Genomic DNA, 21945 nt, shown 5'->3' on the forward strand with positions numbered 1-21945 from the left:
TATATAAAAAGCATAGACAAACACTTGAACCGGGAACCGGGTAGTCCTATCTGGGCGGTGTGTCGGGTGTTCTCCTCCCATTGCGCCCGGCACGTTCCCCTCTGGAAGGTTTTAACTTTCCATGCTTGGCCGGGCCTTTAGGTCCGGCCTTTTTTTATGCGTTCTCCAAAAAAACAAAAACGGCGCCGAAGCGCCGTTTGAGTGGAAAGCTTATGAAGCCGCCGAAATCAGTTGCGGGTCTCGGTGGAGAAATGGCCGCACCAGTCGCTGGCCGTAACCACCGGCCACAGGCCGCGTGCGTTCGGCTCGGGCTGCGTCACCGGCGGGTTGAAGCGGCACAGGCCGGCATTCTCGGCGACCTTGGTGCTGTTGGCGATGTGATCTTCGTAATAAGCGCAGCTATTGCACGAAACGGACTGGGCCATGGGTTATCTCCTTCTTTCAGTATTTCAGTCGGATTTAAAGTTGAGCTTTGGTATCCGAATTTAGAATTATTCTAAACTAGAAATCGGGATAAGCGCAAGCGTCGTTTTCAGGGGTGCGACAAGAAAGACGCTCCCATGCACGAAAGGTGCCGTCTCGCCGCCGGACACTTTTCGTGCCCGGCGACTGAAGCAAGCATGATGGTGAGAATTGCCTGAGGCCGCTCAGGGAGCCTTGCCGGTTCCCTTGCGCACCTTCTTTGAAGGGCGCACATAGATTTCCAGCCTGTGACTGACTATGTCGAAACCGTGCTGCCGGGCGATCTCATCCTGCAGCCTTTCGATCTCATCGGAGCGGAACTCGATCACGTCGCCGGTCTCGACGTTGATCAGGTGGTCGTGATGGTCCTGATCGGCTGTTTCGAAGCGCGCCCGGCCGTCACCGAAAGTATGTTTCTCCAGAACGCCCTTTTCTTCCAGCAGGGACAGCGTGCGATAGACAGTGGCGATCGCGACGCCGGGACTGATCTCGCTGACGCGACGATGCAGTTCCACTGCATCCGGATGGTCCGTCGATTCGGCCAGAACCTGCATGATGACCTTGCGCGGCCCCGTGAGTCGAAGACCATGCTCCTTGCAAAGGTCGGCGATGTCCTTGCTGAATCTCATATCTGCTCTTTGCGATGCATCCGGACCGTAAAAGGCTTCTGCGGCACTCAGGATAGACCTACCCCGTATAGGACGACCTTTCCAGTGACGGCAAGGCGCACCGGCACTGCGCAAAAAGAAAGGGCCCCGAAAACGGGGCCCTGATCTCATCTTGCCAGACCGGTCTACTCCGCTGGTTTCGGCTTCTTGCGGAACAGGGCTGCCAGATTGTCCCACAATTCGATCTTTACGCCCTGACGCTTCATGATCAGCGCCTGCTGGAGGATCGAGAGCAGGTTGTTCCATGCCCAGTAGATGACCAGGCCGGCGGGGAAACCTGCCATCATGAAGGTGAAGATGACGGGCATCCAGTTGAAGATCATGGCCTGCGTCGGGTCCGGCGGCGCCGGGTTCATGCGCATCTGCAGGAACATGGTCACGCCCATCAGCAGTGGCCAGATGCCGATATGCAGCATGGCGGGAACCGTATAGGGCAACAGGCCGAACAGGTTGAACAGCGAGGTCGGATCGGGTGCCGCCAGATCGTGAATCCAGCCGAAGAACGGCGCGTGGCGCATTTCGATGGTGATGTAGAGCACCTTGTAGAGCGCGAAGAACACCGGGATCTGGATCAGCACCGGCCAGCAGCCGGCGATCGGATTGATCTTCTCCGTCTTGTAGAGCTCCATCATCGCCTGCTGCTGCTTCATCCGGTCATCCGCGTATTTTTCGCGGATCTCCGTCATCTTGGGCTGCACCTTCTTCATATTGGCCATCGAGGCGTAGGACTTGTTGGCCAACGGGAAGAAGATGAGCTTGACGACGACGGTGGTGGCGAGGATCGCCAGACCGAAATTGCCGAGCATCTTATAGAGCGTGTCGATCAGCCAGAACATCGGCTTGGTGATGAAGTGGAACCAGCCCCAGTCGATGAGCAGGTCGAAGCGGCGGATGCTGCGCTCTTCCTCATAGGCGTTGATGGTCCCGACTTCCTTGGCGCCTGCGAAGACCAGTGATTCGACCGTGGCGGACTGACCGGCGGCAACCGGAATCGCATCGCTGAGGAAGTCCGCCTGATAGCGCGGGCGGCCATCCTCGAAATAGGCGAAGCGCGGCTGGAAGGGCTGCTTTGCCGTGGGAACGAGCGTAACCGCCCAGTACTTGTCGGTGATGCCAAGCCAGCCGTCGCTGGACTTGCCGGGCGTGTACTGCTTGTCGTCCTCGACGGCGGAATATTTGTGCTCCTGCAGCCCCTCGGTGCCGGTCACGCCGATCAGGCCTTCATGCAGAACGTAGATCGAGGCGGTGGTCGGCTTGTCGAAGCGGGTCACGCGTCCGTAGCTGAACAGGGTGATGTCGCTGGCGCCACTGTTTTCCACGGTGTCCGACACCGTGAACATGTAGTGGGCGTCGATCGAATAGGTGCGCTTGAAGACAAGGCCCTTTTCGTTCGTGAACGTGAGGGTGACGGGCGTGGCCGGTGTCAGCGAGGCACCTTCCGGTGCCGTCCACACGGTCTGCGGTCCCGGCACAGAGCCGGTTGCCTCATTGCCGACGAAGCCAAGCTCGGCATAGTAGCCATTGGGCAGCGCAGCGGGATTGAGCAGCTCGATCTCGGGCGAATTCCTGTCGACCGTCTCGCGGTAATCCTTGAGCTTGAGATCGTCGAGGCGTCCGCCGGTCAGATTGATCGAGCCTTCCACGCTGGGGGTCTCGATCCTGACGCGCGGGGTGCCGGCCAGCGCCTGCTCGCGTCCGGCGGGTGCCGTCAGCCCGTCGGTGCCGCCGGCGCCGGGAATGGCGCCTTGTCCGGGGGAAGCCTGACCAGAGGTCTGGCCGGGCGTGGGCACGTCGGCGCTCTGTTGGGCCTGCTCCTGCCGGGCCTGCTCGATCTGAGCCGCCTCGCGCTGCTGCTCGATGCGCGGGTTCATATAGAAGACCTGCCAGAGCACCAGAATCAGCACTGACAGCGCAATGGTGATGAAGAAATTGCGATTGTGTTCCATCATGAACCCTATCGTGATCCGCGGATCCGCCGGGAAAGTTCGGCCTTGAGTTGGTCGAATGGCGCGCCGAGCGCATCCAGGCGGCCGACGATCACATAATCATTGCCGCACGTCATGTCATGTGCGGCATGGGTGCGCACGGCTTCTTTCAGCCGCCGTCTGACGCGATTGCGTATGACGGCATTGCCGACTTTCTTGGTGACGGTGTAACCGACGCGCGGCGCAGCAGTATCGCCCCGATCGAGAACCTCAACGAGAAAAAACCGTCCACGGCGCTTTTCACCACGCCGCACGGCCAGAAATTCCGCACGCTTGAGAAGCCGCCCGGGCTGCGGTCCCGAAGGCTTACAGTCGCCGGGCAACGAACTCGCTTCCGTCAGGCGCTCAGCCGCTTGCGACCACGATTGCGGCGGGCAGCAATGACGGCACGGCCACCATTGGTGGCCATGCGTGCACGGAAGCCGTGGCGGCGCTTGCGAACGAGCTTGGAGGGTTGGTAGGTACGCTTCATTTATTTAATACCGCGGTGTGCGGCCCTTCTTGATTCTGTCATGGTTAAGACAGGAGCTATGCCCGGCCTGCACGCACAACCAAGGTTGCGCCGGGAGTGCAGGCCCGAGCGTGAGCGGCTTATATGGACTGGGGGCCATCGAGTCAATCAGCAGGGCTTTGCGGCGCATCACTCTTTCCCGCCATGCCGGAGCACAGACAAGGCCGCCGGGTTCGGCTATCATGAAAAGGTGGCCGCAGAGCCCCTGAATGTGGAGAAGGATGACTGAGAACCTGCAAAGCGGGCAGGACGAACCGATGTCGGCACGGCATACGGTTCCGCTCGCGCGCGGGCTGTCCACCAAGCTGCTGCTGCTGACGGTCATCTTCGTGCTGCTGGCGGAAACCCTCATCTTTCTCCCTTCCGTGGCCAGCTATCGCGTCAGCTGGCTGCGGGATCGGCTGGCCACGGCTGCAGCCGTTTCCATCGTGCTCGTGCAGGGCGATCCGGCCGATTTGTCGCGCGAGGCGCAGGACGACGTGCTGACGGCCATCGGGGCCAGGGCCATCGCCGTCAGCGATGGCGGCGTATCGCGCCTTCTGGTGGTGGCCGACATGCCGCCGGAAGTCGACACCCATATCGACATGGCGAATGTGGGCATGTTCGGAGAAGTCGCCGGGGCGCTGGACACGCTGCTGTACGGGGGCGACCGGATGCTGAGGGTCTACGGACCGGCCGGTGACGATGCCCGCGAGTTCGAGCTGATCATGCCGGACAACGCCCTGCGCGCGGCCATGCTGACCTATGCGCGCAACGTTGCCCTGCTGTCGCTGCTGATCTCGGTGTTTGCAGCGATGCTCGTCTACGCTGCCATGGACCGCATCATGGTGCGCCCCATGCGCAGGCTCGCTCAGTCCATGCTGGACTTCTCGGCAGCCCCCGATGATCCGGCGCGCGTCATCACCCCGGCCGCGCGCGCCGACGAGATCGGCTTTGCCGAGCGCGAGCTGTCCCACATGCAGGAACGGCTGCAGAAGATGCTGGCCGAACGCCGCCATCTGGCCGATCTCGGCCTTGCCGTTTCCAAGATCAATCACGACATGCGCAACATGTTGGCCTCCGCCCAGCTCATTTCCGACCGTCTGAGCATGTCGAAGGACCCGACAGTGCAGTCCTTCGCGCCGCGGCTGTTGCGGGCGCTGGACCGCGCGGTGTCCTATTCGGAAGGCGTGCTTGCCTATGGCCGCACCCAGGAGCCGCTGCCGGCGCGCCGGCTGGTCAACCTGCATCCGCTGGTGGAGGATCTGCGCGACATCGCGGGCGCCGACAGTGGCGTGGATTTCGTCAACGCCGTGCCATCCGGATTCGAGATCGATGCGGATCCGGACCAGCTTTTCCGCGTGCTGACAAATCTTGTCCGCAACGCGGTTCAGGCCATGATCGCCGAGGCCGAACGCATCAATGTGCAGCGGCTGACTGTGTCGGCCGAACGGCAGGGCGGCGTCTGCCGTATCATGGTGAGTGACACCGGTCCCGGCCTGCCGCCCAGGGCGCGGGAAAATCTGTTCTCTGCTTTCCGGGGCGGCGCACGGCAGGGCGGCACCGGTCTCGGTCTTGCCATCGCGCACGAGCTGGTGCGTGCCCATGGCGGTGTTCTGGAACTGGTCGCCAGCGAAAGCGGCCACACCACCTTTGCCATAACCATCACCGATCGCCCGCTGCCCTTCAGTCGTACAGCCGAAGGGGCACGCAAGCGCGGCTGAAACGCGGTGAACTTCCGGTCTTGTGGGCGATGTGAAGAAACTTTGAAATGCCGGCTTGCAATTCCCGGAATCAGCCGCTAGTGAAGCGGCACGTTCGCGGCCGGTTCTTAAAGCCAGTCGCCAGGTTGCCCAGGCGACCTGATGCGCGCCCGTAGCTCAGCTGGATAGAGCACCAGACTACGAATCTGGGGGTCAGAGGTTCGAATCCTTTCGGGCGCGCCATACCGGGTGATGATGAGAACTATATCTACTCTATTCCCCTCCATAGCCCTCCTTAAGGCTGTTGCCGCCGCCAACGCGGCCTCACTCGGTTAGGCCATCGCGAATTTCCGCTAGCACTCAGCGGCATTCTGCCATATGAGTTATCTCAATGATTCTTGAGTTATTGAGATTATGATGCACGAGAAGCAAGCCCTCAATGCCTTCGCCGCGCTGTCGCAGGAAACGAGATTGCGCATCGTCCGGCTGCTGGTGACTGCCGGCCCGGAAGGCATGTCGGCCGGAGCAATCGGCGAAGCGATGGATGGCGCATCTTCGTCCCGTATGTCGTTCCATCTGAGCCATCTCGAACAGGCCGGGCTTGTCGAGTCCCGCCGTGACGGGCGGTCGATCATCTACAGCGCCGCGCTGACCACGCTGGCCGGTCTCGTCGAATTCCTCATGCGCGATTGCTGTCAGGGCCACCCGGAGGTCTGCAATCCGGCAATGGCCGCGCTGTCTTCCTGTTGCGAACCCACGAAAGGAACCTCCCATGTCTGACGGACAAGAGCATCGCGTCTTCAACGTCCTGTTCCTCTGCACCGGCAACTCGGCACGCTCGATCCTCGCGGAAAGCATCCTGAACAAGGATGGCGAGGGTCGCTTTCGTGCCTTCTCTGCGGGTTCGCAACCGAAGGGGACGGTCAATCCCTTCGCGCTGAAGGTATTGAAGAGTTTCGACTACCCCTCTGAAGGCTTCCGCTCGAAGGGTTGGGAGGAGTTCGCCGGGCCTGACGCGCCTGTCATGGATTTCGTGTTCACCGTCTGCGACAACGCTGCCGGCGAAGCCTGCCCGGTCTGGCCCGGCCAGCCCATGACCGCCCATTGGGGTATCGAAGATCCGGCGGCCGTCGATGGACCGGATATCCAGAAGGAAGCCGCCTTCGTTGCGGCCTTCCGCTACATGAAGAACCGTATCTCGGCTTTCACGTCCCTGCCGGTCGCCAGTCTCGACAAGGCGTCGCTGCGCACTAAACTGACCGAGATCGGCCAGTCCGATGGCGCGTCGTCTCCACGCAACAGCGCAGCGTGAAGCCGGCCATGGACGTCATCATCTATCACAATCCCGATTGCGGCACCTCGCGCAACACGCTGGCGATGATCCGCAATGCGGGCGTCGAGCCGCATGTCATCGAATATCTGAAGACACCGCCGTCGCGCGAGATGCTGACCCGACTTATTGCGCGCATGGGCATATCGGTGCGGGAACTGCTGCGCGAGAAGGGCACGCCATACGCGGAACTGGGCCTTGGCGACCCGGCTTTGAGTGACGCGCAGTTGCTCGACGCCATGATGGCGCATCCCATCCTGATCAACCGACCCATCGTCGTCAGTCCGAAGGGCGTCAAGCTCTGCCGGCCGTCCGAGGACGTGCTCGACCTGTTGCCGCCGCAGCGCGGCGCGTTCGTCAAGGAAGATGGCGAGCGGGTGATCGACGAACACGGTCGGCGCGTGGCCACGACCTGAGGGAATTGCATGTCTACCTTCGAACGCTATCTCACCCTTTGGGTCGCATTGTGCATCGTCGTTGGCATCGCGCTCGGCCACTTCCTGCCGGGCGCATTTCAGGCCATCGGCGCGATGGAAATTGCCAGCGTCAACTTGCCCGTCGCCGTGCTGATCTGGCTGATGGTCATCCCCATGCTGCTCAAGATCGACTTCGCAGCACTGGGCGAGGTCGGCCGCCACTGGCGCGGCATCGGCGTGACGCTGTTCATCAACTGGGCTGTGAAACCGTTCTCGATGGCGCTGCTGGGATGGCTGTTCATCGGCTGGCTGTTCCGCCCCTATCTGCCGGCGGACCAGATCGACAGCTACATTGCCGGCCTCATCATCCTTGCCGCCGCACCCTGCACGGCCATGGTGTTCGTCTGGTCGAACCTGACGAAAGGCGAACCGCATTTCACCTTGAGCCAGGTTGCCCTCAACGACGCCATCATGGTCGTCGCCTTCGCGCCCATCGTCGGCCTGCTGCTGGGCCTGTCAGCCATCACCGTGCCATGGGGCACACTGGTCCTGTCGGTGGTGCTCTATATCGTCATTCCCGTTATCATCGCGCAGATCATCCGTCGCCGGATGCTGGCGAGCGGCGGGCAGGCCGCGCTCGACCACCTGCTTGCAAAGCTCGGCCCGGCCTCCCTCGTTGCGCTGCTGGCGACGCTGGTTCTGCTCTTCGGGTTTCAGGGCGAGCAGATTATCGCGCAGCCCGCAATCATCGGCCTGCTGGCCGTGCCGATCCTGATTCAGATCTATTTCAACTCCGGTCTTGCCTATCTGCTCAACCGGCTGGCCGGCGAGCAGCATTGCGTGGCTGGACCCTCGGCGCTAATCGGCGCCTCGAACTTCTTCGAACTGGCGGTTGCCGCCGCCATCAGCCTGTTCGGCTTTCATTCGGGCGCGGCGCTCGCCACCGTGGTCGGCGTGCTGATCGAAGTGCCGGTGATGCTCTCGGTCGTCTGGATCGTGAACCGCTCCAAAGGCTGGTATGAGCGCGGCGGCAAGGTGTCCGAACTTGCGAAAGAGCAGCGTTGATGCCGGGCGATCTTCCCAATCTTGCTGCCGGCTGCGTTGCTACTCCCAGCCTTGGTCGGCTGCGCGTAACCGAACCCTCTACCCATCCGCCGCGTATCCTGCTGCTATATGGCTCGCTCCGCGCGCGATCCTACAGCCGTTTCCTGACATACGAGGCCGAGCGCCTGCTGAAACATTTCGGGGCGGAAACACGCATCTTCAATCCGTCCGGCCTGCCGCTGCCGGACGGCGCTCCCGTCGATCATCCCAAGGTGCAGGAGCTTCGCGAGCTCTCGCTCTGGTCGGAAGGTCAAGTCTGGACCAGCCCGGAGCGTCACGGTGCGATGAGCGCGGTGATGAAGGCACAGATCGACTGGATTCCCCTTTCGGTCGGCGCGGTAAGGCCGACGCAGGGCCGGACACTCGCCGTCATGCAAGTCTCCGGCGGCTCGCAGAGCTTCAACGCCGTCAACCAGATGCGGGTGCTCGGCCGCTGGATGCGGATGGTGACGATCCCCAACCAGTCGTCCGTCGCCAAAGCATATCAGGAGTTCGATGAAGCCGGCCGGATGATACCATCGTCATATTATGATCGAGTGGTCGACGTGATGGAGGAGTTGGTGAAGTTCACGCTGCTAACGCGCGATGTATCATCCTACCTGACCGACCGCTATTCCGAGCGAAAGGAAAGTAGCGACGTTCACCTCCGATGACGAACGGCACTGTCGGATACCTGCTTTAAGGTGCATGGAGCGATTCTCTGCCGCGCCGAACTCACCGGAAGTATTCTGTCTATCGGGAGCTGTGCGAGTGAAGTTGAAGGTTATGCCACTGGGGAGCTCAGCCCGAAAATTCCGACAACTCAAATGAGCCGGTTGTCCTCGGCCTTCTGGCGGGCGCGGCGACGTGTGCCGTCGGTGTCCGCCTTCCGGTGACGTTCGGCAGCCGCCTTGCGGATCTGCTCGAAACGATTGTCTTCGACCTGCGGGGCTATCGGCTGCATATCTGTCTTCTTGACAAACGAAATCATTGCTGACGTTCCTTCCTGGGGCGGGTGGAAACGCCCTGGCGCCTGCCTGAGCGCTTTAAGCGGGGTATTATGCGCCAAGTCCGGTGACACAGCCCTGGACTCCAAGCCGGTCGGCAGTCGTCTGGCCCGGCATCGTTGCCCAGCCACCGGCTTCGACGAACTGCCGTTTCTTGTAGCTGTCGGATATAGCCTTGAACTCAGCAAGTTTCGCGGCCGCATCCGGCGCTGCGTTGAACCGTTCAACGCATATGGCGGACGCCAGTTCGCCACGCGCCGTGTCGCCAGCGGTCACGGCCATCTTCTGTGATGTGCCGCCGGTGACCCAGCCGCCCCAGGCGAATCCGACGACGATCGTTGCGATGATCGCGGCGATGCATGCCCAGACCAGCATGGTCTTTGAAGGTTGGTAGTTCTCCCAACGGCGGGAGAGAGACGGGTTCGTTGTGCTCTGCGTAGCCATGGTGGTCTTCCTTCCAGATTGTGGTGAGGATTGCTTCATCCGACCGTGCCGGCCGAACGGTTCAGGCACTGCTCTCAGTATCCCATTCCACCCATGCCACCGTTGCCGGCCGTTAACGTGGAATCCTTCGCTGGGACGTCGGCGATCATCGCCTCGGCGGTGATCAGGAGCGCCGCGATCGAGCCGGCGTCCTGCAGGGCGGTTCTGACAACCTTGGCGGGATCGACGATGCCGGCCTTGATCATGTCGACATAGGTTTCGGTCTGGGCATCAAAGCCCTGGTTGGGGTCCTTGCTGTCCGTGAGCTTGCCGACCACGATCGAGCCCTCGACGCCTGCATTCTCGGCGATCTGTCGGACCGGCGCTTCAAGCGCCCGCCGCACGATCGAAATGCCTGCGGTTATATCGGCGTTGTCACCTGTCAGAGGAGCAAGCACCGCTATGGCACACAGCAGCGCCACGCCGCCGCCCGGCACGATGCCTTCCTCGACAGCCGCGCGGGTGGCATTCAGCGCGTCGTCTATGCGGTCCTTCTTCTCTTTGACCTCGGTCTCAGTCACGCCACCAACACGGATGACAGCGACGCCGCCGGCGAGTTTGGCCAGCCGCTCCTGCAGCTTCTCCTTGTCGTAGTCGGAAGTCGTTTCCTCGATCTGCGCCTTGATCTGGCTGATGCGCGCCGCGATGCTTGGCTTGTCGCCGGAGCCGTCGATGATTGTCGTGGTATCCTTCTCGATCACGATGCGCTTGGCACGGCCGAGCATGTCGAGCGTGACATTCTCCAGCTTGATGCCGAGATCCTCGGAGATTATCTGGCCGGCGGCCAGCACCGCGATGTCCTCGAGCATGGCTTTGCGGCGGTCTCCGAAGCCGGGAGCCTTGACGGCCGCTACCTTGAGGCCACCACGCAGCTTGTTGACGACCAGCGTGGCGAGCGCCTCGCCCTCGACGTCTTCGGAGATAATCAGCAGCGGCTTTCCGCTTTGCACCACTGCTTCCAGTACGGGCAGCATGGCCTGCAGATTGCCAAGCCTCTTCTCATGAATGAGGATGTAAGGGTCATCCAGTTCCACGCGCATCTTCTCGGGATCGGTCACAAAGTAGGGCGAGAGATAGCCGCGATCGAACTGCATGCCCTCGACCACGTCGAGCTCAGTCTCGGCCGTCTTGGCTTCCTCGACGGTGATGACGCCTTCGTTGCCGACCTTGTCCATCGCCCTCGCAATCATCTCGCCCACGGTCGCGTCGCCGTTAGCCGCGATCGTGCCGACTTGGGCGACCTCTGCCGACGACTTGACCTTCCTGGCGCGAGTCTGGATTTCCCTGACGACGGCAGCGACACCGAGATCGATGCCGCGCTTCAGGTCCATCGGGTTCATGCCGGCAGCGACCAGCTTGGCACCCTCGCGCAGGATGGAAGCGGCGAGAACCGTCGCGGTGGTGGTTCCGTCGCCGGCGAGGTCGTTGGTTTTCGAGGCCACCTCGCGCACCATCTGCGCGCCCATGTTCTCGAACTTGTCGGAAAGCTCGATCTCCTTGGCGACGGTCACACCATCCTTGGTGATGCGCGGCGCGCCATAGGCTTTGTCGATGACGACGTTGCGGCCCTTCGGCCCGAGCGTCACCTTGACGGCGTTGTTCAGCAGCTCGACGCCGCGCAGCATGCGGTCGCGGGCGTCATTAGAGAATCTGATTTCCTTGGCAGACATGATGTCGGGTCCAGTTCGGTTGTGAGGATCACAGGATCGGAAGCTGGCCGCTCAGGCACTTTTCCTGCTCGCAGCTTCGGTCTTCTCAACGATTCCCATGATGTCACTCTCCTTCATGATCAGAAGGTCTTCGTGATCGATCTTGACCTCGGTCCCGGACCATTTGCTGAACAGGATGAGATCGCCCGGCTTGACGTCGAGCGGGATCAGCTTGCCGCTTTCGTCGCGGGAACCTGGGCCGACGGCGATGACCTCGCCTTCCTGAGGTTTTTCTTTCGCGGTGTCGGGAATGATGATCCCGCCTTTGGATTTGCGATCGCCTTCCGCACGTCGAATGACGACGCGGTCATGGAGAGGCCGGAATTTCATGTGGTTCTTTCTGAGGCCGGCGCATAGGGCGGCCACCTCAGATACATAACCTCGTTGGCACTCGAATGATAGGAGTGCCAAATGTATTTCTTTGAAAAGGCGCAACTGGGGAAAATTTATGTCGTTTCTATCGATGCAGCATTTGTTGTTTTCAATACGTATTTTCTGATTTTTCAATGCGATTTATTTTTATGGAAGAGCCATTATTCAATTCCAGATAAAATAATATCGACCCGCTCCTTGCTTACCGGGTAGGGACATCCCATATATAAAACTCGTTGATTTGGCCGACTTGGCTTTTTGCGGTGTCAGAGACCCGCCATTCACCACCGAATTCTCGATAGCGAATGCATCAAGCGCCGACCCGGCGCGCATATCGCTCTGTTCGAACCTTGGAATGAACGCGCGGCTGACCACGGATGTACTGGCAGCACGGAAGTTCGTTCCGGTTCGAACGGGAATGATGCAGGAGGCGCGTTTGCGTGCTCCTGCGGAGGTATCGACCATGACAACGCGCACCACACAAACCATCGTCCGGTTCTCCGCACCCTTCATGCTGCCCGGCTTCGACGCCGCACAGCCCGCCGGCGAATATCGCGTGGACCAGGATGAGGAACTTCTGGAGGTATCCTCCCGCCTCGCCTGGAGACGTGTCGGCGCCTTTGTTCACCTGCCCGCCATCGGCATTGATGGCCAGACACATCAGATGGCGCCGATCGATCCCGCCGATCTCGACGCCGCTCTCGAAAAGGATCACCAACAATCATGATATCGACCAACCCAATCCGACGCACAATCCGTCCCGCCCGCCACGAGGCTCCTGCTCATCTCTTCGCGATCGGACAGGCTGTCCGGCTCAAGGGCGGTTTCATGAGACCAGCTTTGCCCGTCGATATCTACCGCATAACCGGCAGACTGCCGGCACGGGGAGATTCACTGCAATATCGCATCCGCAACGACGACGAACGCCATGAGCGAGTGACGACGCAGGACAGCCTGGAGCCGGTCGACATGTCGCAATCCGGTAATGGCGCAACCCTCATCGAAAGGACGTTCGGACATGGCTAAAGGCCAGAAACGAAGCAATCGCGAGATCAGAAAGCCGAAGCAGGAGAAGGCTCCGCCAAAGCCTGAAAGCACCTTCGGCAACCAGATCAAGGTCGCTGCAAATGCCAACGCGTCACAAGGTAAAGGCAAGCGCTGAGGCAGTGCTGCTCCGGCTGAAAGAGCAATGGGCGCCATGAAAGTTGTCATCGAGTTTTACCGCACGCGGGAGACAGATGACGCTCATGCCGTCGTGGGCCGAGAGGCGGTAGAAGCCGTCGATCTCGCTAACGCCATTGAGATTGCGCAACTGCTTTCGCAGACGCTCGATATGCCTCAACGGCCCGACGCCATCGCGATCACCGACTTATCCGGTAACGCGCTATTTTCCGGCATCATTGATGCCGACGTGACCACTAGAGAAAGGCCACGATCATGACCCGATACATAGATGAAACCGAACGGGAGCGGCACGACCGCGCGATCGGCGTTTGGGACAATGAAGGTGGCGCATCTGTCCGGACACCAGGCGACGAACAATATGGCCGCCGTATCGAAGCCGACCGGTCCTGGACCATCTACCATGTCTTCACCGGCATTCCAGCCAGCCGGGAAGGGCTGGAGATGATCGGCCTTAGCCACTCGGTCGCAACCGACGGCATGCTTTCCCTGAATCGTCGGAATGAGGGGGACGCAAAGAGCAAATGAACGGTCTTTTGCGTGTGCCGCCGCTATTGCAAACAGCCAGAGCAGATTGACGATGACCCTTGAATTTCCGAACCCCAGCCGGAGCTTCGACGAAGTGCGTAACGCCATTCGTTTTATCGGACACGACGGCATGTTCGAAGTGCCGTTCTTTGTCGAAGTGGAGGCGCTCGCCAAGTCCTCAGCAGGATTGCGCAACATGGAGCTATCGGAGGAGATGTATCTTTCGACTTTCGATTCGGCGCGCAGGTCGATCGAAGATGTCGCACGCGAGGCCTACTCCCATCGTCGCCAAACCTCCTATACGCTTACTGCCGCTGATTTCCGGTAAAGTCATCACTCGATGCTGATCCGCTACGGGTATGAGATCACACTGACCTGTCAGCAGCCGACCGCCCTGGTTTGCCTGCTATCGGTCCATGAGGACCGCGCGGCCGACATCACGGTGCCGGAAACGACGTTTACCAACCCCGACGTACCGGTCTCGACCTACCGCGATCTCTTCGGCAACCGCTGCCGCCGTCTTGTCGCGCCGGCTGGCGACATGACCATGTGGGGCGACGCAACAATCCGGGACAGCGGACAACTGGACAGGGTGCTGCTTAGCGCGCGCGAACTCGCGGTGTGGGACCTGCCGGACGATTGCCTCGTTTACCTCATGGGCAGCCGCTATTGCGAAACCGATCGGCTCAGCCAGATCGCATGGGACCTATTTGGTGCGATCCCTCCGGGTTGGGGTCGCGTGCAAGCGATCTGCGACTTCGTGCACAACCACATCCGCTTCGACTACATGCAGGCTCGATCTACGCGGACGGCTTTCGAGACATTCAGTGAGCGGGTTGGCGTCTGTCGCGATTTTGCGCATCTGGCAGTAACCTTCTGCCGATGCCTCAACATCCCCGCTCGCTATATCAACGGCCATCTCGGCGACATCGGCGTGCCGGTCGTCGATCCGATGGATTTCAGCGCCTGGATGGAAGTGTTCCTCGATGGCGAATGGCACACCTTCGATCCGCGCAACAACGTCCCTCGGATCGGCAGGATCGTGGTGGCGCGCGGCCGTGACGCAGCCGACATACCGCTCGTCAATTCCTTCGGACCACACGTCCTGAAGGGGTTTAGGGTATGGACCTACGAGATCGCAGGAACAAGCTGATGCTGTCGATGTGCATGTTCCCAAACTCGGTAAGATCCCGACCGAGTCCAGGCTATCTATGCGCGCTTTAGCGCTCCCCTATTGAATTTTCGTTAGGGCGCTGACATCAGGGGCACAGCTGCCATTCACAGCCGCACAAGTGGCTACTGCGAAGGATCAAGGCGACTAATCGACGGTAAGCGATTCGAACTTTTTTACCGCCAAACGCCGCCTTTTCTACGCATTCCGATATACAGGCTATCCTCTCTCCCTTTTACAGGCGTAGTTTCGGCGGCTGGAGCGTATTGTGGAGGGTAATCGGCGGTATTTGGCGCGCCAATTTTTTCAAAGAATTAGCCGAACTGCGCCGTTCAAAACGACAATCTGAAACGGTTTTCGACCAGCGGATGGTTTTGCGTGGTGAGGAGAACTGTAGCGCGAGGTCCATCGGTGCGTCGGTTGCGCAATCTCGGCCGTTTACGAACCAAAAGGGGCTTCTCGCCCGGAAGGATGGTTGATCGTTTTGCGCCGTAAGTTCAGCCATCCGGACAAATCATATCGACTGCCAATAGCAGACCTGATGTAGCTGTTTCGTCTGGCTGGCGCAGCATCTTCAGATGCGGTATCTTTCTGCCGATCAGACGTTCTGATTTTTCCCGCATACCCGTCGGCATTGCGCGTTGTGATCCGGAGGGTTTTCAGTTTGGCAACTGCGCTGCGCCAGTTCTCCTTTGAAGAGCTTACGAGAAGCGCCTTGCGCTTCTCGACGAGTATTCGCCCGTCCAATCACACTCCAGGAGCTGAAGACGACGATCTCGTCTTCGAGGGACGTATGCTGGACATCGAGGTCTGTACGGGCCTCTACGCGACCGGCTATGACCTGACTTACCTTCAGGACCGGAGGGTGGATTTCGATATCGGCGCGTCGCTGACATGCGGTGTGCTGCTCGCGGGCACCTCTTTGCCAATGGAGGTCCCCGGACATGAGGCGGTCGCACAGGTGCTGCATGCGCCGGTTCTGATCGGGTTCGGGTCTCTGGGGGAATGCTCGACAAACTGGCGGTCCGGCCAGCGCTGCACGATGGGCGGGTTCTCCCTGCGCCCAAATTTCTTTGAAAGATTTGGCGAGTCTGTTTCCGATGACGGTCTGGTGGCCCTTCAGGGTTTCTTCCGTTCGGATTTCAATGCGATCCGGCTACCGACGGCGCCGGGCATGAGCCGCATCGCCATGGCATGCATCAACAATCCCTATGCCGGCGATATGGAGGCGCTGTTTCTGGAAAGCAGTACACTGGCCATGGTGATCGAGATCGCCGGTATGGCAGCGCAGGTGCGGAGGCAGGGGCGTATACCATATCATCATCGCCGACTGCTGGAGATTGCCTGTGAACGGATCGACGCGGATTTGACATCACCACCAACCACCATGGAACTGGTGCGCGAAGTGGGAACCAATGTGACCACACTCCAGCGTATTTTCAGACAGGCGCTCGGAACGACAATCCTTGGTTATGTGCAGAAGCGCCGGCTCGAAATTGCCCGCATCCTGTTGCAGGAGAGAGCTGGCTCGATAAGCGACGTAGGCTATCGGGTGGGTTATGCCAGTCCTTCGGCCTTTTCCGCTGCATATCGGAAGCACTTCGGCCATTCGCCTTCTGCCGAGCAGTAGATTTTGCTCATGATCCTGCTGATGTTGCGTTTCGCGACAGCCTGATTTCGTTGAGCGACAGCCAGTCACGCGACACCGGGCCAATGCCTCAATAAGTAAAAGCTGACGGTTAAATTCAGCAATAGTTGGCGGGGACGGCAGTGACGAGAACGCTTTATCTACATCTCCTGCACGGTGCATCGCTCTGCGCCCTGACCCTGATCCTGCCTGTGTCAGCAGGTTTCGCTCAGGATAGGCAGATTGATGATACGAATGAAGCTCAGGTGGACGCTTCCGGGGCCATTCTTCTCGACCAGATTACGATAACCGCGCGCAGAAGGCCGGAAACCGACGTAGACGTGCCGATCAGCACGACCGTCCTGCGGGGCGACAGCCTTCCGGCCACGACCCTGGATGCCGGCGGGGATATATCGCGCCAATCGCCAAATCTGAACTTTGTCGATCTGGCACGACCAACCGACCGCTATGGCACAATGCGTGGGGTGGGCCCGCTCGGAACGCCGCTGAACTCGCTGGACAGCACGGTCGGCTTTGCCATTAACGGAGTGCCGACCAGCGCCTTCGGATACAGTCAGCCGCTGTTTGATATCGATCACGTCGAAGTTCTGCGCGGACCGCAGGGCACCTTGTTCGGCCGCAATGCACTCGGTGGGCTGATCAATGTCGTCCCGCATGCAGCCGACGGCGAGCGCGAGTTCCGGATCGACACACAGATCGGTTCCGATGGCTACAGGCAGGCAGAGGCTATTGCCGGTGGCTGGATCGTTCCTGAAATGCTCGCCGGTCGAGGTGCATTTCTCTACCAGAATTTTGACGGCGACGTGCCGAACGGCATCATCGGCGGCAAGGAAGGCGGCATCGACCTGAAGGCGGGCCGCGGCTCTCTGCGTTATACGCCGGACGCAACGCTCACCATCGACATCACGGGCAGCTATTCCAGCGATGACCGCAACAATGTTGTCTGGCTGCTGAAGGAAACCCCTCACTTTCCGCTCAGCGGCAGCGATGTCCGCCCGGTCAACAACCGGGATATCGGTCAGGGCACGCTGGAAATCAAAAAAGACTTTGAAGCTTTTTCTCTGACCTCGATTACGTCCTATCAGGATATCCGCGTCCACTCCTTTGACGAATTTACCGACAGCTATGTCTTCGGCAAATATCTGGGCATGGACCCAATCCTGCTCGTCGATCCGGATGATGACGCCGGAACCGTTGACGAGAAGGAGGGGGTATTCAGCCAGGAGTTCAGGCTGAACTCACCACAGGACAGCAGCTGGGACTGGGTTGCAGGCCTGAGCTATTTCCGTTCGGACTTCGACACCTACCGGGTGATGAGCAGCAGCATGTGGCCGACCAGCAATGGAACGACCGACAATGATATTGTCAGCCAGACCTATGCGATCTTTGGAGATGCGACCGTGCCGCTCGGAGACAGGCTCGAGGTTTCAGGCGGTCTGCGACTGGCGCATGACGAGCAGAAGCTGACGGGACGCTTCGTTTCGAACGGCGCGCCCGGGCTTGTGCCATCCTTCTATCAGGAGAACAGCTTCTCGGACACCTATCTCACCGGCCGCGCTGCCCTTTCCTATGCCTGGACGGAGGGGATCAAATCCTATGTCTCGATTGCCAGAGGATATTCTTCAGGCGGCTTTGAGCGCACATTGCAGAACGCCGCCAACGGCGTCGCCGCCCAGCCTTTCCGTCCCACAACAGGCTGGACCTATGAGGTTGGTACGAAGGCGCAGCTCTCCCATCGTTTTAGCGTAAGCGGCTCGGTTTTTTACAATGACGTCACTGATGGCCAGTTGACCGGCTTCGATGCGGCGACATCCCGGGTGTTCTTCGCCAACCAGGACTATGGCAGCTATGGATTCGAGCTTCAGGCGAATGCCGAGATCGGTTACGGCTTCGAAGTGAATGCCGGCATTGGGTATACGCATAGCCGCCTGACCGGACAACCAACGCCTGTCCTGCCGCTTCCGATCGAAGGCAATCAGGTTCCCCATACGCCAGAATGGACGGCAAATCTCGGTCTGTCCTACCGGATGTCGGGAGAAGGCATCGGCGTCAGCGGTGATTTCTATGCCAACGCAACATATCAGTTCGTTGGAGCGCGCTATCCCGACGTCCAGAACTCGGTGAAGATGGACGCATACCACATGATCAACGCGAAGATCGGCTGGGAGAATGAGCGCTTCGGCGTGAATGCGTTCGTCAACAATCTTCTTGACGAGCGCCCCATCTATTACGCCGCATCCTATTCACCGGAGGTTACTGCGGTGATTGCCGGTCGTGGGCGGGTGTTCGGCGTCGGCGGGAGCGTAAAATGGTAGCGGGCCTGCGCCAGCTTTCCATCTTCTGCCTTAATATGGTGCAGGGCTTGCCTGCGAGCTTCTTTGCGATCGGCCTGCCTGCTCTGCTGCGGGAGGCAGGTGCCGGACTGGACCTTGTCTCGCTGGCCTATCTTATGTGGGCACCCTGGGCGCTTAAATGGCTGTGGGGCCCGTTGCTGGACCAGGACGCAACGCTGTTCAGCGCCCTGTTCGGACGGATCGCATATCTGCCGGCTATAATGGCGGGTTCATTCCTGCTGCTCATTGCCTTTCCGCCGTCAAGCTTTGCCTGGCCCATCTTTGTCATTGGAATCGCCTGCTCATTTGTCGGAGCGACCCTGCAAATGGTGCTCGGCCGGTGGATCGTGGCGATTGAGCCTGATGAACGAGGCCGCGCAAGGCTTAACGCCATGCAGGTCGCCGGCATGATCACGGGGGCCATGATCGGCGGTACTCTGGTCGTGCTGTTATCTGATCTGCTGTCATGGGCATGGGCGGTCGTTTCCATCGTCGTGTTGATTCTTCTGTCAGGCCTGCCATTCCTGCTGACCCAGCAGGAGCGGATTGGCGTTCCGGGGCAGGCAGGCATCGATGGCAGAAAGGAGGCCTCCTCTCCTCCGGGAGCGGCACGTTCCTTCTTCCTTCGCTCAGGTGTTACGCTTCTCATGGCGCTGATGTTCATGTCGGATATTGCGACAGGCGTTGACGTGTTGCTGACCGCATTTCTGGTCGATACCGGCTACAGCGCGGTTCGGGCGACATTCCTTCTCAACACGCTGGCACTGGCAATTACTGTTCCCGTCACCTTCCTGACCGGGCAGGTTCTGCAATATGTATCAACGGAAAAGGTTCTGGGCGCGCTGCTGATCGTCAAGGCAGCGATATTCGTGACGCTCGGTATTGGAGGTTTTTCCGGTCCTGCGCTGTCAGCTGGACTGGCTGTTGCCGCTGTGGTCGCGGCCTCGGCTGTCGCGATTGCCTACTGGCAGATCTACATGCGGTTTTCATCGCCCGATCATGCCGCGACCGACATCGGGTTCATGACCTCCATCCGGGTCGTGTTCCTGATGATCGGAGGAATTGGAGCGGGACAGGTATCAGGGGCTCTGGGCTACGCAGGAATTTTCACGATAGCCGCTGCGTTGGCGACGATGGCAGCCGCGTTCGCTTTCCTGCAACTGCGCGACAAAGGGCTTGTTGCCGTCCCATGATTTTGCACATGTTCAAGATCATGGCACATTATCGCGCGCAGGCTTTCGGCCAGTGGCGGGTTGTCCGCCGGTCGGAAAAGGTAAGCGAGCCTTTGCTGCATAGTGTATCGCGAGGCTACGCACTGCCCGACACGCATGAGTTTTCAGCGACGGGCCCCAGCGGCGAGCATCGGATTTTCGTTTTTGTGCCGCCCGGCTCGCCGCCGCCGTCCGGGTATCCGTTGCTGTTTGTCGTCGACGCCAACGCGATATTTGGCGCCGCAGTCGATGCCGCCCGCCTGCAGATGCCATGGCCGGATGTCAGTGGGGTTACCCCCTTCATGATCGTGGGTGTGGGGTATCCCGGCTCCACTCCCTTCGATCATCGCAGGCGCTCCTGGGATCTGGCTCCCTCTCTGAGAAATCCCACCTGGAAATCTCCGCTTGGCCTCCCCTGGCATCAGCCCGGCGGTGCAGATGACTTCATCGATTTCCTGACCGGCCCGCTGCTCAACGCCCTGTGCGCACGCTATCCGGTTGCAAGAGCGCGTCGGGGGATATGCGGCCTCTCTCTTGGCGGCACATTCGCGCTCTATGCATTTGCTATCCGCCATGACGCATTTTCGTTTCACGCAGCTGTCAGCTCCGCTCTTTGGTTCGACGGCGGACGGATTGTGGAAGAACTGAAAGCTTTGTCGCCGGGCTCGAGATTGACTGCAAGCGCATTCATCTGCGTTGGGAAAGAGGAGATACCAGACAATTCTGAGATCTGCGACATGATGCTTGCAGGGTCACGGGATGCGGCGAAAGAGATCGAAAGAACAGGGTCGCCCGTCACCTATCGCGAATGCGAAGGTGAGAACCATCAGTCGACGATTATCGCGATGATGCCGCAGTTAATGAAGCATGCATCCCGGCACCTGTAAAAAGGGGCGCGCTCAATCACGCAGGCTCATGGTTCTTCGTGCGCCTGCCCTGACACTTGACCTGATGCCGTCACCCGGACGCATCTTCGGGCGAACATCACTGCGACATTCTGAGATCCGGACACAGAATCTGCGGGACCGCGGCGCCTTCAGCAATGTGCCGTTGCCTGATGCATCGCGGACGTACGCCGGATTATGAAAGCAGGCGTTCTCCGGAGTGCGGGTCGAAGAGATGCAGGGCATCGGTGTTCGCATTGAGATGGATCGTGTCCCCCGGCTTCACCGGCAGCCGCTCCCGCACCACGCATGTGACATTCTGTATGCCGCATTGCGCCATCACGAGCGTTTCCGAGCCGGTAGGCTCCACCACCGCGACTTCCGCCGGTATCCCCTCGGAAGCGATCGTCAGATGTTCGGGGCGGATGCCGAGCACGACGTGCTGCCTATCTTCGAGGCCATGCGCTTCGCCAAGATCCATAGCGAAGCCTTCCGGCCCCGAGAATGTCGCTCGCTGCCCGAGGCGAACAGTACCTTCGATGAAATTCATGGATGGCGAACCGATGAAACCGGCAACGAAGAGGTTACCGGGCCTGTCGTACAGGTCGAGCGGAGTGCCGATCTGTTCCACGACGCCATTGTGCATGACCACGATGCGGTCGGCCATGGTCATGGCCTCGACCTGATCGTGGGTGACATAGACGGTCGTGGTGCGCAGCCGCTGGTGGAGGGACTTGATCTCGCTGCGCATGGTGACCCGCAGCTTGGCGTCGAGATTGGACAGGGGCTCGTCGAACAGGAAGACCTGAGGATCGCGCACCGTGGCGCGGCCCATGGCGACGCGCTGGCGCTGGCCGCCCGACAACTGGCGCGGATACCGGTCGAGCAGGGCTGACAGGCCGAGGATCCCGGCAGCCTGTTCGATGCGCTTGTCGATCTCCTGCGCCGCCATCTTCCGCAGCCTCAGGGCGAAGGCCATGTTCTCGCGAACGGTCATGTGCGGATAGAGCGCGTAGTTCTGGAATACCATGGCGATGTCGCGATCCTTCGGGGCGACATCGTTGATGATGCGGCTGCCGATGCGGATGGAACCATCGGTGATGCTTTCCAGCCCCGCGATCATCCGCAGCAGGGTGGACTTGCCGCAGCCCGAAGGCCCGACCAGCACCATGAATTCTCCATCCTCGATGTCCACGGAAACACCGTGCATCACATCCAGATTGCCGTAGGACTTGCGAATGTTGTCGATGGTGACGGGCGCCATGATGTTCTCCCTCGTT

General features: G+C 60.1%; 28 protein-coding genes and 1 tRNA gene. 18 read left to right on the top strand and 11 right to left on the bottom strand.

Features of this window, described 5'->3' with window-relative positions:
- Positions 1–227: 227 nt before the first annotated feature.
- From HNR59_RS05415 to rpmH, 5 genes are all read right to left on the bottom strand, one after another.
- Entirely contained in the window at positions 228–425 is a 198-nt protein-coding gene (locus HNR59_RS05415; protein WP_183827023.1) for a hypothetical protein, read from the bottom strand.
- 222 nt (positions 426–647) lie between these two features.
- Complete coding sequence (locus HNR59_RS05420; RefSeq protein WP_183827026.1) at positions 648–1091, bottom strand: Fur family transcriptional regulator; 444 nt, start codon at positions 1089–1091, stop codon at positions 648–650.
- 164 nt (positions 1092–1255) lie between these two features.
- Positions 1256–3076, bottom strand: a complete 1821-nt coding sequence (gene yidC / locus HNR59_RS05425) for a membrane protein insertase YidC (RefSeq protein WP_183831357.1) — start codon at positions 3074–3076, stop codon at positions 1256–1258.
- 8 nt (positions 3077–3084) lie between these two features.
- Positions 3085–3438, bottom strand: a complete 354-nt coding sequence (rnpA, locus tag HNR59_RS05430; protein WP_183827029.1) for a ribonuclease P protein component — start codon at positions 3436–3438, stop codon at positions 3085–3087.
- A 14-nt stretch (positions 3439–3452) separates the two neighbouring features.
- Complete coding sequence (rpmH, locus tag HNR59_RS05435; RefSeq protein WP_035029411.1) at positions 3453–3587, bottom strand: 50S ribosomal protein L34; 135 nt, start codon at positions 3585–3587, stop codon at positions 3453–3455.
- Positions 3588–3847: 260 nt separating this feature from the next.
- Here rpmH and HNR59_RS05440 point away from each other — a divergent pair, with 260 nt between their 5' ends.
- From HNR59_RS05440 to arsH, 7 genes are all read left to right on the top strand, one after another.
- Positions 3848–5329 carry a sensor histidine kinase gene (locus HNR59_RS05440; protein WP_183827032.1) on the top strand — a complete coding sequence of 494 codons (1482 nt, stop codon included), beginning with the start codon at positions 3848–3850 and terminating at the stop codon, positions 5327–5329.
- 145 nt (positions 5330–5474) lie between these two features.
- A tRNA-Arg gene (locus HNR59_RS05445) sits at positions 5475–5551 on the top strand.
- 174 nt (positions 5552–5725) lie between these two features.
- A complete protein-coding gene (locus tag HNR59_RS05450) occupies positions 5726–6088 on the top strand; it encodes an ArsR/SmtB family transcription factor (RefSeq protein WP_183827035.1) in 363 nt (120 codons plus the stop codon).
- Positions 6081–6620, top strand: coding sequence for an arsenate reductase ArsC (locus HNR59_RS05455; RefSeq protein ID WP_183827038.1), 540 nt, complete (start codon positions 6081–6083; stop codon positions 6618–6620). The genes HNR59_RS05450 and HNR59_RS05455 overlap by 8 nt, the downstream gene beginning before the upstream one ends.
- A gap of 8 nt (positions 6621–6628) precedes the next feature.
- Positions 6629–7054, top strand: coding sequence for an arsenate reductase (glutaredoxin) (gene arsC, locus HNR59_RS05460; RefSeq protein WP_024846003.1), 426 nt, complete (start codon positions 6629–6631; stop codon positions 7052–7054).
- Between the two features lie 9 nt (positions 7055–7063).
- On the top strand, positions 7064–8119 hold the full coding sequence (gene arsB / locus HNR59_RS05465; RefSeq protein ID WP_183827041.1) for an ACR3 family arsenite efflux transporter: 1056 nt from the start codon (positions 7064–7066) through the stop codon (positions 8117–8119).
- Complete coding sequence (arsH, locus tag HNR59_RS05470) at positions 8119–8811, top strand: arsenical resistance protein ArsH (RefSeq protein WP_036748515.1); 693 nt, start codon at positions 8119–8121, stop codon at positions 8809–8811. The genes arsB and arsH overlap by 1 nt, the downstream gene beginning before the upstream one ends.
- Positions 8812–8960: 149 nt before the next feature.
- Here the strand turns inward: arsH and HNR59_RS05475 are convergent, their stop codons facing one another.
- From HNR59_RS05475 to HNR59_RS05495, 5 genes are all read right to left on the bottom strand, one after another.
- On the bottom strand, positions 8961–9101 hold the full coding sequence (locus HNR59_RS05475) for a hypothetical protein (protein ID WP_183831609.1): 141 nt from the start codon (positions 9099–9101) through the stop codon (positions 8961–8963).
- A 94-nt stretch (positions 9102–9195) separates the two neighbouring features.
- On the bottom strand, positions 9196–9588 hold the full coding sequence (locus tag HNR59_RS05480) for a hypothetical protein (RefSeq protein WP_040673268.1): 393 nt from the start codon (positions 9586–9588) through the stop codon (positions 9196–9198).
- Positions 9589–9662: 74 nt separating this feature from the next.
- Positions 9663–11297, bottom strand: a complete 1635-nt coding sequence (groL, locus tag HNR59_RS05485) for a chaperonin GroEL (RefSeq protein ID WP_183827044.1) — start codon at positions 11295–11297, stop codon at positions 9663–9665.
- Between the two features lie 51 nt (positions 11298–11348).
- Positions 11349–11666 carry a co-chaperone GroES gene (locus tag HNR59_RS05490; RefSeq protein WP_183831359.1) on the bottom strand — a complete coding sequence of 106 codons (318 nt, stop codon included), beginning with the start codon at positions 11664–11666 and terminating at the stop codon, positions 11349–11351.
- A gap of 207 nt (positions 11667–11873) precedes the next feature.
- Positions 11874–12173 carry a hypothetical protein gene (locus HNR59_RS05495; protein ID WP_183827047.1) on the bottom strand — a complete coding sequence of 100 codons (300 nt, stop codon included), beginning with the start codon at positions 12171–12173 and terminating at the stop codon, positions 11874–11876.
- On the opposite strand from HNR59_RS05495, the gene HNR59_RS05500 reads away from it, so the two are divergent.
- The 11 genes from HNR59_RS05500 to HNR59_RS05550 all read left to right on the top strand — a co-directional run bounded on the left by HNR59_RS05500 (position 12172) and on the right by HNR59_RS05550 (position 20668).
- Positions 12172–12435 carry a hypothetical protein gene (locus tag HNR59_RS05500; protein WP_183827050.1) on the top strand — a complete coding sequence of 88 codons (264 nt, stop codon included), beginning with the start codon at positions 12172–12174 and terminating at the stop codon, positions 12433–12435. The genes HNR59_RS05495 and HNR59_RS05500 overlap by 2 nt on opposite strands.
- Positions 12432–12734 (top strand): hypothetical protein, encoded by a 303-nt coding sequence (locus HNR59_RS05505; RefSeq protein WP_183827054.1) that lies wholly within the window; start codon positions 12432–12434, stop codon positions 12732–12734. The genes HNR59_RS05500 and HNR59_RS05505 overlap by 4 nt, the downstream gene beginning before the upstream one ends.
- Positions 12727–12870: a hypothetical protein gene (locus HNR59_RS05510; RefSeq protein ID WP_183827057.1), complete on the top strand. Its 144-nt coding sequence runs from the start codon at positions 12727–12729 to the stop codon at positions 12868–12870. The genes HNR59_RS05505 and HNR59_RS05510 overlap by 8 nt, the downstream gene beginning before the upstream one ends.
- 36 nt (positions 12871–12906) lie before the next feature.
- Positions 12907–13149: a hypothetical protein gene (locus HNR59_RS05515; RefSeq protein WP_039194737.1), complete on the top strand. Its 243-nt coding sequence runs from the start codon at positions 12907–12909 to the stop codon at positions 13147–13149.
- Positions 13146–13418: a hypothetical protein gene (locus tag HNR59_RS05520; RefSeq protein ID WP_183827060.1), complete on the top strand. Its 273-nt coding sequence runs from the start codon at positions 13146–13148 to the stop codon at positions 13416–13418. The genes HNR59_RS05515 and HNR59_RS05520 overlap by 4 nt, the downstream gene beginning before the upstream one ends.
- Before the next feature lie 52 nt (positions 13419–13470).
- On the top strand, positions 13471–13746 hold the full coding sequence (locus tag HNR59_RS05525; RefSeq protein WP_183827063.1) for a DUF1488 family protein: 276 nt from the start codon (positions 13471–13473) through the stop codon (positions 13744–13746).
- Between the two features lie 12 nt (positions 13747–13758).
- Entirely contained in the window at positions 13759–14571 is an 813-nt protein-coding gene (locus HNR59_RS05530; protein ID WP_183827066.1) for a transglutaminase-like domain-containing protein, read from the top strand.
- Positions 14572–15253: 682 nt separating this feature from the next.
- On the top strand, positions 15254–16219 hold the full coding sequence (locus HNR59_RS05535) for a helix-turn-helix transcriptional regulator (protein WP_246374506.1): 966 nt from the start codon (positions 15254–15256) through the stop codon (positions 16217–16219).
- 140 nt (positions 16220–16359) lie between these two features.
- The gene (locus HNR59_RS05540; protein WP_183827069.1) at positions 16360–18552 is read left to right on the top strand and encodes a TonB-dependent receptor domain-containing protein; all 2193 of its coding nucleotides are present in this window, start codon (positions 16360–16362) and stop codon (positions 18550–18552) included.
- Entirely contained in the window at positions 18546–19763 is a 1218-nt protein-coding gene (locus HNR59_RS05545; protein ID WP_183827073.1) for an MFS transporter, read from the top strand. Before HNR59_RS05540 ends, HNR59_RS05545 begins: the two co-directional genes overlap by 7 nt.
- A gap of 8 nt (positions 19764–19771) precedes the next feature.
- Complete coding sequence (locus tag HNR59_RS05550) at positions 19772–20668, top strand: alpha/beta hydrolase (protein ID WP_246374508.1); 897 nt, start codon at positions 19772–19774, stop codon at positions 20666–20668.
- Between the two features lie 193 nt (positions 20669–20861).
- On the opposite strand, the gene HNR59_RS05555 is transcribed toward HNR59_RS05550, so the two are convergent.
- Positions 20862–21929, bottom strand: a complete 1068-nt coding sequence (locus HNR59_RS05555) for an ABC transporter ATP-binding protein (protein ID WP_183827079.1) — start codon at positions 21927–21929, stop codon at positions 20862–20864.
- Positions 21930–21945 lie beyond the last annotated feature (16 nt).

This window comes from Aquamicrobium lusatiense, assembly GCF_014201615.1.
In the GTDB taxonomy this organism is placed as follows: domain Bacteria; phylum Pseudomonadota; class Alphaproteobacteria; order Rhizobiales; family Rhizobiaceae; genus Mesorhizobium; species Mesorhizobium lusatiense.